This window comes from Stenotrophomonas sp. 2201_Sma (assembly GCF_056486685.1).
Map to the genome: position 1 here is coordinate 3602050 of NZ_CM151329.1, position 17283 is coordinate 3619332.

The 17283-nt window shown below is 67.6% G+C and carries 10 protein-coding genes; 1 reads left to right on the forward strand and 9 read right to left on the reverse strand.

All coding sequences use genetic code 11. The features are described 5' to 3' along the window. Nucleotides 1-50 precede the first annotated feature (50 nt). Nucleotides 51-698, forward strand: coding sequence for a hypothetical protein (locus ACZLIF_RS16645; RefSeq protein ID WP_065175739.1), 648 nt, complete (start codon nt 51-53; stop codon nt 696-698). Between the two features lie 84 nt (nt 699-782). Here the strand turns inward: ACZLIF_RS16645 and ACZLIF_RS16650 are convergent, their stop codons facing one another. The 9 genes from ACZLIF_RS16650 to recG form a co-directional block, all read right to left on the reverse strand. Beyond that, the gene (locus ACZLIF_RS16650; protein WP_164972367.1) at nt 783-6482 is read right to left on the reverse strand and encodes an ESPR-type extended signal peptide-containing protein; all 5700 of its coding nucleotides are present in this window, start codon (nt 6480-6482) and stop codon (nt 783-785) included. A gap of 57 nt (nt 6483-6539) precedes the next feature. After that, a complete protein-coding gene (locus ACZLIF_RS16655; RefSeq protein WP_128988506.1) occupies nt 6540-7247 on the reverse strand; it encodes a pilus assembly protein in 708 nt (235 codons plus the stop codon). A 22-nt stretch (nt 7248-7269) separates the two neighbouring features. Further along, complete coding sequence (locus ACZLIF_RS16660) at nt 7270-8400, reverse strand: CfaE/CblD family pilus tip adhesin (protein WP_128988508.1); 1131 nt, start codon at nt 8398-8400, stop codon at nt 7270-7272. Further along, a complete protein-coding gene (locus ACZLIF_RS16665) occupies nt 8397-11156 on the reverse strand; it encodes a TcfC E-set like domain-containing protein (RefSeq protein ID WP_128988510.1) in 2760 nt (919 codons plus the stop codon). Before ACZLIF_RS16665 ends, ACZLIF_RS16660 begins: the two co-directional genes overlap by 4 nt. 52 nt (nt 11157-11208) lie before the next feature. Then, nucleotides 11209-11727 (reverse strand): CS1 type fimbrial major subunit, encoded by a 519-nt coding sequence (locus tag ACZLIF_RS16670; protein WP_053520042.1) that lies wholly within the window; start codon nt 11725-11727, stop codon nt 11209-11211. Between the two features lie 290 nt (nt 11728-12017). Continuing rightward, nucleotides 12018-13295, reverse strand: a complete 1278-nt coding sequence (locus ACZLIF_RS16675) for a citrate synthase (protein ID WP_053520043.1) — start codon at nt 13293-13295, stop codon at nt 12018-12020. A gap of 296 nt (nt 13296-13591) precedes the next feature. Beyond that, the gene (locus ACZLIF_RS16680) at nt 13592-13834 is read right to left on the reverse strand and encodes a type B 50S ribosomal protein L31 (RefSeq protein WP_005410871.1); all 243 of its coding nucleotides are present in this window, start codon (nt 13832-13834) and stop codon (nt 13592-13594) included. Between the two features lie 88 nt (nt 13835-13922). Further along, nucleotides 13923-14861, reverse strand: a complete 939-nt coding sequence (locus ACZLIF_RS16685) for a nucleoside hydrolase (RefSeq protein WP_128988512.1) — start codon at nt 14859-14861, stop codon at nt 13923-13925. A 325-nt stretch (nt 14862-15186) separates the two neighbouring features. Then, nucleotides 15187-17238 carry an ATP-dependent DNA helicase RecG gene (gene recG, locus ACZLIF_RS16690; RefSeq protein WP_478462648.1) on the reverse strand — a complete coding sequence of 684 codons (2052 nt, stop codon included), beginning with the start codon at nt 17236-17238 and terminating at the stop codon, nt 15187-15189. Between the last annotated feature and the right edge of the window lie 45 nt (nt 17239-17283).

The following is a 17283-nucleotide window of genomic DNA, read 5'->3' on the forward strand; positions in this document are numbered from 1 at the left end:
TGTCACACCGTTGCGCTAGTCTGTAGCCAGGTCGCAACAGGAGTTCCCGCATGCATCGCGCCCGCCAGCATGCCACCACCCAGACCCGTGAGCGTCGTCACCGCCTCGCCCACGAAGCCGCCCGCCTGATGGCCGAAGGCGGCATCCGCGACTTCCACCAGGCCAAACTGAAGGCGGCCAGCCGGCTCGGCATCCATGACGATGCCTCGTTGCCCCGCAATGTCGAGATCGAGGATGCGCTGCGCGAGTACCAGCGCCTGTTCGCTGGCCCCCAGCACGGCAACGAGCTGCAGCGCCGTCGCGAAGCTGCGCTGCGCGCACTGGAATTCCTGCATGCCTTCGCCCCGCGCCTGGTCGGCCCGGTGCTGGACGGCACCGCCGATGCCAACAGCCCCGTGCAGGTGCATCTGCACAGCGACGACCCCGAAGCCGTGCATCGCTTCCTGGACGAACAGGGCATTCCGGCCGAGTCGCGCGTGCGCCGGCTGCGCCTGGACCGCGAGCGCAGCCTGGACGTGCCGGTCTGGGTGTTCAGTGCGGAGGAACTGACGTTCGACCTGGCCGTGCTGCCGTATGACGCCCTGCGCCAGGCACCGCTGTCACCGGTCGACGAGAAGCCGATGCGGCGCGCCTCGCAGGCCCAGCTGCGCGAACTGCTCAGCCAGGAGCAGATCGAAAGCTATCTCGGCAGCATCTGAGCCCCACAACGCAGACGCCCCACGCGGCGGACCGCGTGGGGCGTCGTCATGCATCAGGGCGACCGGACCGCGTCGCCCTGCCGGTTACCAGCCCACGCCGAAGCCCACGCCCACGGTGCGCTCACCGCTGTTGGTGAAGGCACCATTGAGGCTGAAGGTGGCCGAGCCGCGCTCGTTGAGCACGCGCTGGTAACCCACCGCCAGCGCCGACTCGCCTTCGGCATGGCCCACACCCGCGCCGAGGCGGTTGTAGGTCTGCAGGCCGGCGGTGTTCATCGCCATCGCCGCCTGCGCACTGCCCATTGCCGCCATGCGGTTCAGGCGCTTGTCCATCCGGTCCAGCCGGCGGTCCACGCTGGCCATCGCCTGGTCGGTATAGGCCTGCGCCTGGTTCACCGCCTGATCCACGGCACGCGAGTCCACCTGCGGCAACGGATCGTCGGCTTCCGGCTTCGGCTTCGGCGTGTCGGTGGAGGCCACCGACGGCGCGTCCTTGACCGGCGGGGCCGGGGTCTGGCTGTCCGCCGGCGACTCGCCAGCGACGTCGTCCACCGTTGCCTGGCGGCTGGCCGTCGCCGACCCGTCGATCTGCGACTGCAGTCCGTCGATGCGGCCGTTGAGCTGCTGCTGCACGGCGTGCAGCTGACCACCATTGACTGCATCGCGGCTGCCCGGCGCGATCATGCCGTTGGCCACGTTGCCCAGCACCCTGCCGTGTTCCCCGGCCAGCCGCAGCTGGCCGGTACCGTCACTGCGGAGGCCGCCATCGTCGAACAGGCGCTCGAAACGCGCATCGATGCTGGCCAGATCCCGGCGCGTGTCGACCACCGCGCCGTCGAGCGACTTCAGCGCATCGCCGACCGTGGCCTGCCGCTGGCCCTGCACGTGGAACTCCGGCGCGATGATGTTGCCGTCGGCATCCATGCGCATGTCGCCGCCGAAGGCCGCGAAGGCACTGCGGAGCTGGGAGACGGTGGTGAGGTCATTGGCGTTGATGCCGTTCATTGCGTTGGTGACTCTACGCAGAATTCCTCCGCCACCCAATGAAACTTCATTGGCAACCGTAGCGACGGATCCCCAACCCAACGCGACGCTGTTGAGGGCACCTTCCAGCACCTTTGTCGAACCACCCAACGCAATGCCGTTATCGACTCGAACCTGAGAGCGAGCACCCAACGCGAAGCCATCCTCTGCACCCTCATGCACGTACGCGGCCCGGCCCAACGACACGGAGTTCTTGCCACGAGCGAGCGCATAGCTCCCGATGGCCGTTGCGCCTTCCGCAAGCGCTCTGGCATCGCTGCCCATTGCAGTACCCAGGAGCGCCGCTTCCGCTGGCTTGCTCAGCTCGTCATAGCCAACGACCGCGTACAGGTGCTTCTCCTCCAGGCCCGCGATCCGCTGGTTGCTGGCATGAAGCTGCCCGCCCGTGACAACCTCCCGGCTGCCCGCATGGCTGATATCACCCTCGCCAACGTTGATGAGGCGCGCGCCACCGAAATCGACGGCGGAACGGTCGGCGCCGAAGCGCACGGCACTGGCATCCGCCATCGCCCGGGCCTGATCCAGCGTATCCAGGCGCGCGTCCATCGCATCCAGTCCGCCACGATTGCTGTCCACGCCTGCATCCAGCGCAGCCAGTGCATCGCCTACGGTGCCGTGTACAGCGCCCTGCACACCATAGGAAGGAGCAATCACGCTGCCGTCCACGGCAAAGCCCGCGCCGCCGCCGAGAGCGTTCACCACGCCGGAGAGCTGCTCGACAGTGGTTACGTCATAGGCGTGAACACCATTCATCGCATTAGTAACTCGCCTCCTGAGACCTTGACCACCTAGCGATACCACACCCGCCTCAGTAGCGACAGATCCGTAGCCTAGCGCAACACTGTTGGTTGCTCCCTCCCAAATTTGGGTAGAGCCACCGATCGCCAACCCGTTCTCGGCACTGACACGTGAGCGTGCACCCAGTGCGAATCCGTCATCGGCACCCGCCAAGACCTGAGCCGCACGTCCCAGCGCAACTGAATTGGTTGCCTGCGCATCAGCGAAGCTGCCAATTGCGGTAGATCCGGAGCCGAGAGCCTTTGTATCACTGCCCATCGAGGTAGCCAGATGGCCGGCGCGCGCCGCGAGGCTCTCTCCATCGGCACCAACGACTGCATACTTCTGCGCCTCCTCCAGCACCGACACCCGCTCATGGGTCACGAACAGCTGCCCGCCCGTGACCGCCTCGCGGCTGCCTGCCGCAATCTCGCCATCAGCCAGAGCGACCAGACGCGCAGCCTTCAGGTCCACCGTGCCGTCCTCGCCGAACTGCACGACGCTGCCCAGGTCAGGCGTGTAGTTGTCGAAGTCCACGCGCAACGCGTCCAGGTCGTCCCGGGCGGATGCGATCTGCGCGCCCTGCTCGGCCACCTTCGTATTGGTGGCGAACAGCTGCGCGCCATTGACCGCCTCGCGGCTGTCGGCACTGAGTTGCCCGTCGCCTACGGCGAGCAGGCGCCCACCCTCCAGGTCGACATTGCCGCCTGCGTCGAAACGCACCACATCGGACAGGTCCGGATCGAAGCCCTCGAAGTCCTCGCGCAGGCGGTCGATGTCCGTACGGTTGCGGGCGATCTGCGCGTTGCTGTCGAACAGCTGGCGGCCGCTGACTGCATCGTCGCTGGTGGCCGACAGTTGACCGGCGGCAACGCCGTGCACGCGACGCGCCTGGTTGCCCTGGTTGCGCACATCCAGCACGCCGCCGCTGTTGGCGGCTCCCAGTCGTACGTCGCCGGTGGACGAGGTCTGGCTGAGCAGGCCACCGAGCACGTTGGCCTTGCCCTGTGCATCGTTGGCGGTGGACTGGGCGGCGTTGGCCACGCTGTGCGCCGTATTGGCCAGGGTGGTGGCCGTGGTCACGTTCTGGTTGGTGGTGTTGAGCTGGCGACCACTCACCGCGTCGGTACTGGCTGCACTCAGCACACCATCGGCGACGCCACTGATACGACGGCTGGCGTTGCCCTGGTTACGGACATCGAGGACGGTGCCACTGTTCTGCGCGCCCAGCCGCAGATCGCCGCCGGCTGCCGCCTGGCCGACCAGGCCACTGAGCGTGGCGGCGGTGGCGGTGACCTGCGTGACGTTCTGGTTGGTGGCATGCAGCTGCCGGCCACTGACCGCATCGGCACTGGTGCTGCTGAGTGCCGCGTCGGCCACGCCGATGACGCGACGGTTGGCGCTGGACTGGTTGCGCATGTCCACCGCGCCACCGGTATTACTGGCACCGACGCGAACGTCGCTGTTGCCGGCACTCTGACTGAGCAGGCCCCCCAGCGCGTTGGCCTTGGTCTGCGCATCGTTGGCGATGCTGTGCGCGGTGTTGGCCAGCGCATTCACCGTGGCGAGGTTCTGGTTGGTGGCATGCAGCTGCCTGCCGGTCACCGCCTCGGCGCTGGTGGTGCTCAGCGTTCCGTCAGCCACATTGACGATGTTCCGCTTCACCGTGGCACTGCCCACCGAGACCTGGTTGGCGCCGGTCGCCACCGAGCCCGCGCCCAGCGCGACGCTGTTGCCCGCCTGCGCATTGACCTTGGCGTTGGTGCCCAGTGCGATGGCGCCGCTGGAGGTGGCATCCACGGCGGCACGATTGCCCAGCGCCACCGAGGAGTCAGCCGCGGCGCCCGCCAGGGTGCCCGCGCTCACCGCGTTGGCGCCGCCCGCGCTGGCCTGGTAACCGAAGGCATTGCTGTGGGAGCCCTCCGCTTTCGCCGAATGGCCCACCGCCACGGCATTGCTGCCGGCCGACGCGCCTTGGCCGACGGCGGTGGTGGTGCTGGCCAGGGCCGTCAGCGCGCGTGTGGCATCGGCCTGGGCCGCAGTAGCTGCCTGGGTGACTGCGGTGACATTCTGGTTGGTGGCATGCAGCTGCTTGCCTGTCACGGCTTCGGCACTGCTGGTGCTCAGCGTGCCATCGGCCACATTGACGATGCGGCGCTTGAGCGTGGCATTACCGACTGAGACCTGGTTGCTGCCGGAGGTGGTGGAGGAACTGCCCAACGCCACCGAACCGGTGTGGTTGGCCAGCGCGCGGTCGCCAAAGGCGGCACTGCTCTCGGCCGTCGCTTCGGACAGATTGCCGACGGATGTAGCGAAGCGGGCGCTTGCCACACTGCCGCGGCCCAGCGCCGTGGCCTGGTTGGCGGTGGCCGCCGCCTGATAGCCCAGTGCGGTGGCATGGATCACGTCGGCCTTGGCGTCGTTGCCGATGGCCACGGCACGGTCGCCGGTGGCCGAGGCACGCAGGCCCGATGCCACGCCGCCATTGCCGCTGCGCGAGCCGGTGCCGAGCGCCACGCCGCCGTTGGACGCGGCAACGCGCTCACCGGCCGCATTGACGCCGCTGCGGGCATTGTTGCCCAGTGCAAGACCGTCATTGTTGTAGGCCAATGCCGCATTGCCGATGGCCACGCCGTTGTCGCCCCCCTCGGTCCGCGCGCGGTTACCCAATGCCACTGCACTGCTGCCGTCCGCAGATGCCAGGGTGCCCATCGCCACGGCGTTGCTGCCGGCGCTGGACGCCTGGAAACCCAGGGCGTTGCTGTAGCCACCGGACGCATCGGCGGCATTGCCGATGGCGGTGCTGTTGGTGCCCGTTGCAGTGGCACCGGTCCCAATCGCGATGCGGCTGCCATCCAGCCTGGCCAAGGCCTGCCCGGCTTTCGTCGCAGCCTGGTCTGCGGCCGTCTTCGCCGCGTTCGCCGTGCCCGTCGCGCTGGCGATGCTCTGGTTGGTGGCGTGCAGCTGCTTGCCGGTCACTGCTTCGCTGCTGGTGGTGCTCAGGGTGCCATCGGCCACATTGACGATGCGGCGCTTCAGGGTGTCATTGCCCACCGAGACCTGGTTGCCGGCACTGGTGACCGAGCCGGCGCCCAGGGCCACTGCATTGCTCTGCCCGGCATTGGCGTTGGCACCCAGCGCCACGGCCTTGCCGTGGCCGTCGGTCACGGCGTTCTGGCCGATGGCGATGCCCGCATCGTAGCCGCCGGAGCGCGCACCGCTGCCGATCACGATGGCGTGGTGTGCGTTGCCATTGGCGAGCTTGCTGCCGTCGCCGATGACGATGGAACCCTGTGCCTGTGCCTGTGCGTTGTTGCCCAGCGCAACCGATCTGGATCCCGACGCCTGTGCCCCCGGCCCCATCGCCGTGGCATCGCTGCCCTCGGCCCGGGCATTGCGCCCGACCGCGACCGCACTGTTGCCAGGCGCCCCAACGTAACTGTTGAGGCCGATCGCGACGGCCCCGACTCCCAGCGCTGTGGCGCTTTTGCCGATCGCAGTCCCCCCTTCGCCGATTCCCGTGCCCGCATTGATGCCGATGGCCACGCCACCGGCAATGCCCTTGGCATTGTTGCCGATACCGATGCCGTCGAACGCCGTGACCGAACCCACGCCGATGGCCACGCCCTTGGTGCTGTTGACCGTGGAACCCCCACCGATCAGCACGTTCTGGTAGCTGGTAGTGCCGACACTGCGCGACGTGGCAGGCGAGCCGATGAACGCGCTCATCAACGCGTCCCACTCTGCCGGTGCTGCGTCAGCCTCCGCTGCAATGGCGTCGGGTACGCTCGACGGATCCGACGCAACCTCGGTCGCGAATGCGGGAGCGGCCAGCATCACGCACAGGGCGGCGGCAAGCGGGCGTGCCGCCGAAGCCGGCTTGCCGCGCGAACGGGTGTGCTCGCTGGCCACGGCCCAGCAGCGCAGGCGGGTATTCCAGATCAAACGGTAGATGCGATTCATCGATGTCTCGGTGGTTGGGAAACGGGAACCTGGGGGCGCAAGGCCAGTCATGGGCGGTCAGGGCTGCAGCGTCTGCCGGTGTTCACGGAAGCCGGCGTGGCTGAGCCGGTAGTCGATCTCCACGCGCCCGCCGACGCGGGGCACGAACGGCAGCGTCATCGCCGCGCCGGGGTAAAGGCTGCGTTTGATCTCGTGCGTGGTGCAGCGGCCGTCCGCGTCGCAGTCCTGCACCTGGTTGACGCCGAGCCGCAGCGTGCCGCGGTTCAACAGGCGATCACCGTCCAGGGCCATCTCGACGCGCCCCTCGGCGGGCAGCACATTGACCAGCACGCCCCAGACCAGGCTGACGCCCAACGTGGCGCTGGCGCCCTGCACCGGCACCTCCGGCGTGCTGTCATCAGGACCGCGTACGCCTTCGAAGTAGATGCGGAACGCGGTTTCCTGCTCGACCGGTTGCAGCGGAATGATCCGTATCAGGCGCGTACCGCCCCCTGCCAGACCGAAGCGTCCGGGCGTGACCGCCATGACGGCGGCGGTGCCGACGGCCTCATCGACTTCTTCCTCGTGGTCACTGGCCGGATGCAGGATGCGTTTCACCGTGGCCTGCACGTACTGCGGCTGCGGTGATTGCGAATGCACGCGCACGGTCGTGGTCTTGCCGGCCTCGGCGTGCACGCGCATGGGGTGGACGTTGAGATTGGCCAGCACCGGTGCCGCTGGCAGAAGGGCCAGCAGCAGCGCGCCGGCCAGGGGAATCTTGCTCATGGGATCGGGTTCCAGGGGAAGGTCAGAGGCGGTCGGTCGGCAGGCGCATTTCGAGCTTGAGGCGGCCGTCGTAGTAGCCCTCGCGTTTCTCGGATGCCGGCACACGGGGGGTTTCCAGGGTCAGCGGCGTGGGCACGCAGTACACCCACTGGTTCATGTCGGGCAGCATCACCAGCCGCAGCTCGGCGGTATCGATGCCGTGCAGCAGCACTTCCTCGTTGTTGTGCAGGGCGATCTTCTGGCCGCTGTGGTCCAGGGTGAGCTGGTAGTCCAGGCGGTCCTGCGCCTCGCGCCCACCGTCGCGGTGCCAGACCGAGTACTGCGATGGCGGACGGCCCGGCGCGGCGGGGCCCATGTCACGCGCGGTGATGGCCAGATACTCGCTCTGCGAGCCCATGCCGTCGTACAGGCACATGTCCAGCACGGCGGTGCCACCGATCGTGCCGGGTGAGGGAATCGGCCGGTAGTCCAGCTGCAGGCCCACCAGCGGCTCGGCCATGCCGAACTCGGGCAGGTAGATCATGGTGCGGTCGCGATCGGTGATGGTCAGATCGAACCGGAACACATGGGTGGCGACGATCGGGCCGTCGGGATCGATGCGCAGGTTGAGGCGGAGTTCTGCTCTCCAACGACCCGCAACGAGATTCCCGACGTCTTCACTGTGAATGATGAGCCGCGCAGCTGTACCACCTGGAGGTATCTGGCAATCGCGAGTCGTGGAACTCCAGAGCGGATATCTGTTCTTATCCCAGAAATCATCGCTGCAAGTGCGCTGCCACTCGGCCCGCTCTATCCACCCTACAACGTCGATGCCGATGTCCTGACCGCTTCTCAGTTCGCGAAACTGAAGTGGGAAGGATGCGTGGGACACAGGCCCCTCCTGCGTATCACGCGTCGGACAACGCCCATACGCAGGGTCTTCATCACACGTCAGATGGATCTTCCCGTACCCCAGCTCCACCTCCCCATACCCGAGCACCGTCCGCGGCGCCCACAGCTCCAGCGCTTCGGGCGCGGAGCGGTCGAAGGTGCGGACGATGTCCGTGGTGATCACGCCGGTGGCCGGCGTCGTTGCCGGTGGGCGCTGTGCCAGCGCCTGTGCACTGCCAAGCAGGCAGGCCGCGGCCAGCAGCAGCCTCCATGCGGTCCTCATCGCGCACCTCCACTCATCACGTTGCGTTCGTTGCGCCCCGCCACCGGGGCCAGTTCGTTGAGCAGCCGCTGTACCCGCGCCTGGTGGCGGATCGGTGCCGGCAACTGCTCCAGCGCCAGCGGTTCGCACTGCACCTGGCCGACCAGCAGCACCACGCTGCGGCGCTCACGCACGGTGAGCGGGCACTTCAGCAGGTCGCCTGCACGCAGCAGGTAGAGCACCGGCTCGCGCTGCGGGAATTCGGCGATGAAGCCGCCGTCGCGGCCCAGCGAGGGCACCGGTGCATTGAGGATGCGGGCGCCTTCCAGCGGGGTACCGGCGATGTCGCGTGCGTTGCCGATGAAGGTGTAGGTCACGTCCAGCGTGACCGGAAGCGCGATCACCTTTCCCGGCAGCAGGAAGGCGTGCTGCGCCGCACCCAGGCGGGCGACACGCACTGCGGCGTCGCTGTCGTGCGCACTGGCGTCCTGCACGTCCACGCGGTGACGCTGGTAGCCGCCCAGCGGCAGCAGCCGGCGCTCGCCGAAGCCGAGGATGCGGCGCCGGTTGCTGCCGGCGCGGATGTCGGCAGCCGCGCCACTCAGCTCCAGATCGCGCGCATCGTCCACGCTGACCACTACCCCGGCATCGGCGCCATGGGCGCCGCCCCAGTGCAGCCCGCGTGCGGACAGCGACAGCCCCGACGTGTGGTTGCCGCTGTAGGCCAGTTCACCCCCACCGTGGTGCTGGTAGTACGACACCGATGCACCGCTCTGCCCGAAGCGGTTGTCGATACGGGCGCTGGCCAGCGCGCTGTAGCGGTCGTCGTTGTACGCGCTCAGCTCGGCGCCCAGATCGCGCGCGTCGCCGTCGCGCTCCTGCCGCAACGAATGCGACAGGCCCAGGCGGGCATCCGGGCGGCTGTGCTGGGGCTGGCGCATGTCCAGCGCCACGCGCTGCTGCACGCTGCCGTCGTCGATCCGCTGCAGCCGCGAGACTGCAATGTTCAGGTAGAGGCCGCGATCACGGGCAGGCCCGCGCCCGCTGCCGGTATCGGTGTCCTGCTGCCACACCCCCAGCCGGCTGCCGATGCTCAGTCCACGCCACTGCCGGGTACGGCTGTAACTGGCCTGCAGGCTGCGCGAGGTCTGCGCAGGACGCAGCGCCGGCACATGCGGCGGCTGCAGGCCCGGCGGCAGGCCCGTCCAGGCATCGTCGTCTTCGCCGGGCAGGCTCCACTCCGGGGTGAAGCTGCGCCGGCGCGTGTATCCCAGGTACAGGCTGCCGCCGAACAGGGGCGCCGATACCGAGGCACTGAGCGCATCGACACAACCGAAACGGTCATGCAGCACCGGCGTGCTGCTCTGGCACGCACCGCCGCGCAGGCGTTGCCGATAGACATTCCAGGACGCGTAGTGGCGATAGCTCAGCTGCTGCTGCAGGCCGCGGCTGCCGTCGCCTCCGTTCAGCACGCCGACCATCGCCTGCAGGTCATGCCGCCCGAACTGCTGGCGTCCCTCCAGGCGCAGTTCGCCGTAACCGGTATCGGCGACGCGGGCGATACCCGCTGTCATGCCGTAGTTGCGCGCAAGGGGGATGCGCAACCCCGCCTGTACCGCCGTGTCGGACGCATCGCCGATGTCACTTGCACGTGTCGCATGCGCACGACGCCGCCCGCCCTGCACGAACCACTGCAGGCTGCGCTCGGACCAGTCGCCGCCCCGGCTGAAGGGTGCCTCCTCGCTGCGCACGAAGCGGCCATCCTCATAGATGCGCAGGGTGACGGTGTAGCTGCCGAGCGGAAACCGGCGCGTATCGAGATCGTTGACACCGGCCTGCAGGTAAAAGGTCTGCAGCAGGCGATCACCGTCGAAGGCGTCCACGCGTGCATCGCGGCCGAGCAGCACGGTCAACGGGGTGGAGGTGACGTTCGCGTCGGTATCGACGTAGGCCTGCGTGGTCCCCACGCGCAGCCCCTCGAAGCGATCCAGCGGCAGCATGCCGAACCCGAAGGTGCCGCCCTGCTGGCTGGACAGATTGCGCCGGTCCATGCGGCCCAGCTGCACGTAGTGGCGCTGGGCAAGATCGTGGCGATAGTAGAGATCGTCCAGCTGGAAGCGGTCATGCGCGCGATAACCCTGCCGCGCCTGGCGGCTGTAGTTCCAGCTGCTGGCGACATGGCCATCGCGCAGCACGCCAAGCACCGTGCTGCCCTGCACGCTCAACGCCTGATAGCCATCGCCCCCGCTGAAATTCACGGTCTGCTGCTGCAGCAGCGCGTTCTGTGCCTGCTCGGACACCTGGTGGAACGGCGAGCGCTGCGCGCTCTGCTGTGGCAGCCACCGGCGTGCCGGAAACAACATCAGCACGCCATCGCTTTCATCGAAGATGGCGTGCACCTGCGCAGGATCGTCCGGACTGTCGATCCAGCCGCAGCCGGGATCCGGTTGGCCGTAGGGACAGGCCAGATGACTGTTGCGCGGCAGCGGTGCAGCCAGTGCCGCCTGCAGCGCGTCGCGCGCATCGGCGCTGAGACCCAGGGCTTCCAGTACCTGCGCGGGCTGATCCAGCTGCACCGTATCCAGCGTGACCCAGGCGGACCACAGGCCGGCCGACTGCCCGAACAGGCGTACCTCGACACGCTCGGTCTGGCCGCTGGCGAGGTCTTCGAAACCGGCCGGTACCGGCCGTGCGTGGACAGTCGGCAGGGCCGGAATGGCCAACGTCAGGGCGAGCGCGACCGCCAGCCGGCTGTGGGCAGGTGCAGGTATCAACATGGGGAGACAACCGATGGCCGGCCGGCCCGCGCACGGGCCGGCGCGGTGGGGATTACGGCGCGGCGGTGTTCTGCGACACGACCAGCGCAACGGTGCCGCTGTACAGGCCCGCGAAGTTGATCTCGCCGGACACGGTCTGCTGCACGCGCAGCGGCATGGCGATCGACGCACCCGGAATCGCGCTGTCGAACAGGTCGTCTGCAGCGAAGTCGATCGGGGTGGTCTCCAGGGCGCGGCCGTTGAGGCTGACCGTCAGCGGCACGTTGATGGCACCCGGTGCGGCCAGGTCGGGACGCAGCACGGCGTCGGCCGCCAGGCGCACGCTGACGTCCTTCTCGGTGTCATTGGTGAAGATGCGCACATCTTCGGTCCACGACGACAGGCCGGCACCGCCGGCGCGGTAGACCAGCTGCACCGCGTCCGGCAGCGCGGTGCCGTCGGCCTTGAGCAGGGACAGGGTCGGATCGACGTTCGCCCACACGGTGATGTTGGTTTCCACGGCGGCCTGCGCGGTCAGCGAAGCGCCGGCGAGCGCCACGGCCAGGGCGGCCTTCTTGAACATGTGCGACATGGTTTCTCTCTCTGATGGATTGGGTTGCCTCCTGGATGGAAGCACTGCCGGCACGGACCTGCCCTGCCAGCAGCGCGGTCAAGGTATTGATCGGCTCCTGCGGTGTACATGCAACGTTTCTTGATTGCCGATTACGCGTACTTCTGCGACATCACACACGCATCGCGCGTGCCGTGACCAGCAGAATGCGACGCTTTCGGCATTGCTACAGCCAGAGGGGGGACCACGGCATGGGCAAAAAAAAACGCCCCCTTGCGGGGGCGTTCTTCCACGTTGCGATTGCGGGGCGATCAGCCCTGGTAGTCGCGCACGTCGCTGCCGGTGTAGACCTGGCGCGGACGGCCGATCTTCATTTCCGGATCGACCTGCTGTTCCAGCCAATGCGACACCCAGCCGGAGGTACGGCCCAGGGCGAACATGACGGTGAACATCTCGGTCGGAATCTGCAGCGCCTTGTAGATGATGCCGCTGTAGAAATCGACGTTCGGGTACAGCTTGCGGGCGACGAAGTAGTCATCCTGCAGCGCGGCCTGCTCCAGCTTCACGGCCACGTCCAGCAGCGGGTCCTGCACGCCCAGCTGCTTGAGCACCTTGCTGGTCATCTCGCCGATGACCTTGGCGCGCGGGTCGAAGTTCTTGTAGACGCGGTGGCCGAAGCCCATCAGGCGGAAGCCGGAGGTCTTGTCCTTGGCCTTGAGCACGGCCGATTCCACGTTGTCGGCCGAACCGATTTCTTCCAGCATCTTCAGCACGGCTTCGTTGGCACCGCCATGGGCCGGACCCCACAGCGCGGTGACGCCCGCGGCAACCGACGCATACGGATTGGCACCGGTCGAGCCGACCAGGCGCACCGTCGAGGTGGACGCGTTCTGCTCGTGGTCGGCGTGCAGGATGAACAGCAGGTCCAGCGCCTTGACCACGTCCGGATTCAGTTCGTACTGGCCGTCGGCCGACTCGAAGGTCTGCTTCAGGAAGCGGCTGACGTAATCCAGCGAGGTGTCGGGCGTGTTGGCCGGCAGGCCCTTGCCGTGACGGTAGATCAGCGCCGAGAGGGTCGGCACCTTGGCGATCAGGCGCACGGCGGCCTGACGGCGCTGTTCGGCGTCGGACAGGTCCAGCGCGTCGTGGTAGACGGCCGACAGCTGCGCGATCGCGGCAGCCAGGATGGCCATCGGATGGGCATCCTTGGCGAAGCTGCCGATCAGGGTGTTGATCGAATCGGGGACGTTGGCCTCGGCAGCCAGCTCATCGGTGAAGGCCTTCAGCTGCTCGGCGCTCGGACGCTCGCCGTTGATCAGCAGGTAGGCCACTTCGACGTAGCTCGACTTTTCCGACAGCTGTTCGATCGGGTAGCCGCGGTACAGCAGCACGCCCTTGTCGCCGTCGATGTAGGTGATGGCGGACTTGCAGCTGGCCGTCGCGGTGAAGCCGGAATCGTAGGTGAAGTACCCCGTTTCCTTGGTCAGCTTCGCGATGTCGACGCAGTCGTTGCCAAGGGTGGGTTTGATGACGGGCAGAACGACCGACGTGTCGCCGGCGTTGAGCGTGACCTGATCAAGATCGGACACTGTGTGCGCTCCTTCATGGGAAGGCGCCTGCCCAAGCGCATTGGTCAGGCACGTGAATGACGTCCACGACCTGTGTCGTGGATCACGCCATTATCGCACAGCAGCATTTGCCCGGTGCTAGACGGAAGTCGTAGACGGCAGGCGGCCGGAACCCGGCCAGCGAGTGGCCCGGATCGGCAAAAGCGTTGTCACGCGAACGCAGTGTTCTGTCCATCCAAACGCCTGTTGGGCAGGCGCCGGGGAAAAACAAACGGCCGCGCAGAGCGCGGCCGTCGGTTCGGAGCGGGATCGACAGATCAGCGCGCGTAGCGCTTCTGGAACTTGTCGATGCGGCCCGAGGTGTCGATGACCTTGTGCTTGCCCGTGTAGAACGGATGCGAAGCCGAGGAAATTTCAACCTTGACCAGCGGGTATTCGTTGCCGTCTTCCCACTGGATGGTTTCCTTCGTCGCCATGGTGGAGCGGGTCAGGATCTTGAAATCGGAGGTGACGTCATGGAAGACGACGTCGCGGTAGTTCGGATGGATATCGGCCTTCATGGGCTCACACCGTAAATGGGCTGGTGGTCAAGAGCGGCATTATAAGCACCGGCCGCCCCTTGGGGCAACCGGTTGCGTGGATCCGCGCTCAGTCCGCGCCAAGTGCCTGCCGCACAAGGCTTTCGAAGCGGGCCTGGTCGTAGGCCATCAGAAGGTCGCAGTTGTCCGGCTGGCCGGTCTGGCGGTTCCAGTCGACGAGGGTCGCGCCGCGACTGAACGTGCCGTTCAGTTCCACGTTCAGCGGCCGCGATTCCACCCGCAGCTGCCCTTCCGGGTTCAGCGCCCAGGCCATGGCCAGGGCATCGGCGGTGTACCAGCGTCCGCCCTTGCTGTCTTCGGACAGGCCACGGGTCTTGCGCGAGATCAGCTCATAGAAGCGGGCGCGCTCCGAATCGGCCTGCAGCCACGTCTCGGCCTCCTGCAGCGGCAGGCCGTGGGCGACGGTGGCTTCCCAGTCCGACACCAGCAGGTGCTTGAATGCGGTGAACACCACGTGCGCCGCTTCCGGATCGAAGGCGATGTTGAACTCCGCCGCCGGCGTGATGTTGCCGTGGCAGGTGACCGCGCCGCCCATCACCACGATGCGCTTGATGCGCTCAGGCAGGGTCGGGTCCAGCTTCAGCGCCAGCGCCAGGTTGGTCAGCGGGCCGAGCATCACCAGCATCAGTTCGCCGGCATGTTTGTGCGACAGGCGCAGGATCGCCAGCGCGGCATGCTCGGCTTCGGCCTGTCGGCCCGGCGGTGGCAGATCGACATCGCCGTAGCCATCACGGCCGTGCACATGCGCGGCATCGACGGAGGGATGCAGCAGCGGATCGGGGCTGCCGGCAAACACCGGCACGTCGGGACGGCCGACGATGTCGCAGAGCTTGAGGGCGTTACGGACGGTGTACTGCAGGCCGACATTGCCGGCGGCGATGGTCAGGGCGACCACGTCATGCCGTTCATCGGCAAAGGCCATCAGCAGGGCCAGGGCGTCGTCCACACCGGGATCGGTGTCGATCAACAGGGGGATCTTGTGGGTCATCGTTGCCGTCTTCAGATCGGCAACGAAGTGTGGACCGGGATGATGACCGTTGCAAGTATGGGGATTCTGGCAGGGCTGTGCCCTGCACCTGCCGGATCAACGGCAAACGCCAGAGCAACGGCAAAAGCTGGTTTTCTGGGGGATGGCGGGGGTGGGTCCGCCTCCGACAGTTTCCCGCGGCCTGTCGGAACGGCATTTTGCTCTGGTAGGTGTCGACCTTGGTCGACACATCCACGCAATGCGTGGATGAACATGGAAATGATCGAAAGCGCTGTCTGTAGAGTCGAGCCATGCTCGACTCCCGCGCGCAGCGCACAGAGGCCGCTTACGCCGAGGCGTAGCGTACGGCCGCGCCGATCCAGCGCTTGACCACGCGGTCGGCCAGTGCGGGCTGCTGCGCCAGCAGGCGCTCGGCCAGGTCATGCACGCCGGGCAGCAGGCCGGCGTCGCGTGCCAGATCGGCGATGCGGAAGCCGGCCAGGCCTGTCTGCCGCGTGCCAAGCAGTTCGCCCGGCCCGCGCAGTTCCAGGTCCTTCTCGGCGATGACGAAGCCATCGTTGGTTTCGCGCATGGTCTGCAGACGCTCGCGCGCCATCTGCGAAAGCGGCGCCTGGTACAGCAGCACGCAGCGCGACACCGCCGAACCGCGGCCGACGCGACCGCGCAGCTGGTGCAGCTGGGCCAGGCCCAGACGCTCGGCGTTCTCGATCACCATCAGCGAAGCATTGGGCACGTCCACACCCACTTCGATCACCGTGGTCGCCACCAGCAGGTCGATGTCACCGGCCTTGAACGCGACCATGGTCGCCTGTTTCTCGGCGGCCTTCATCCGCCCGTGCACCAGCCCCACGCGCACGCCCGGCAGCAGCGCCTGCAGCGATTCGAAGGTGGCCTGTGCGGGCGTGGCGTCCAGCTCTTCGCTTTCCTCGATCAGCGTACACACCCAGTACACCTGCCGTCCTTCCGCGCAGGCCAGGGCGATACGTTCGATCAGCTCCGGACGGCGGTCGTTGTTCAGGGCCACGGTCTGCACCGGCGTACGGCCCGGTGGCAGTTCGTCGATGGCCGATACGTCCAGGTCCGCGTACTCGGACATCGCCAGCGTGCGCGGAATCGGCGTGGCAGTCATCACCAGCTGGTGTGGCACGCTGTTGCCACCGGCGCCCTTGTCGCGCAGCGCCAGGCGCTGGTGCACGCCGAAGCGGTGCTGTTCGTCGACGATGGCCAGGGCGAGGTCCTGGAACACCACCGCCTCCTGCATCAGCGCGTGGGTACCGACCACCACCTGCGCTTCGCCATTGGCGACCTGTTCCATCACCTTCGCGCGCGCCTTGCCGGTGACCTTGCCGGCCAGCCAGGCGATACGTACACCCAGCGGCTCCAGCCAACCGCGCAGATTGTTGAGATGCTGTTCGGCCAGCAGTTCGGTGGGCGCGGCCAGCGCGACCTGCTTGCCCTGCTCTACCGCCAGCATGGCGGCCAGCGCGGCCACCACGGTCTTGCCGGAACCCACGTCGCCCTGCACCAGCCGCAGCATGGGACGGGGTCGCGCGAGGTCTTCGCGGATCTGCTTGAACACGCGCGCCTGCGCACCGGTGAGGGCGAACGGCAGCTGCTTCAGCAGGGCCTTGGCCAGCGCACCGGGGCCGGCCAGCGGCGGCGCATGATGCGCCTGCAGCGCGATGCGTTGGCGACGCAGGCTGAGATGGTGTGCCAGCAGTTCTTCCATCGCCAGCCGGCGCTGCGCCGGATGGGTGCCGGCGGCCAGCGCGGCCAGGTCGGCATCCGGTGGCGGCCGGTGCACCGTCAACAGCGCACTGCGCAGCGACGGCAGGCCGAGGCCATCGAGCCAGCCAACGGGCAGCAGTTCCAGCGCGGCTTCTTCAGGCAGGCGATCCAGCGCCTGGCCGATCAGCCTGCGCATCGTCATCGGGCCCACCCCTTCCACCGTGGGATACACCGGATCGAGGCGGTCGCCAAGTTCAGGATCATCGTTGCGCCCCAGCACCTGGTAGCTGGGATGAACGATTTCCAGGCCAAGGTGGCCCGGCTTGGGCGTACCGAAACAGCGCAGGCGGTTGCCGACCGCGAACTGGCCGACCTGCTGCTGGCGGAAATGGAAGAAGCGCAGCACCAGGGTGCCCTGCCCCTCGTCCTCGACCGCCACCTTCAGCATCGGCCGGTAGCGCATGCCGCGCTCGACCGCGACGACGCGCACTTCCACCTGTGCCGGCACGCCGGATCGCAGGTCTTCGATGCGGGTCAGCCGGGTCCGGTCCTCATAGCGCAGCGGCAGGTGAAGCCAGAGATCCTGCAGGGTGGCCAGGCCACGCGCCTGCAGCTTGGCGGCCACGGCCGGACCCACGCCGGCGAGCATCGCCAGGGATGCTTCGCCGGACGGTGACAGGACCGGAGTGACCGC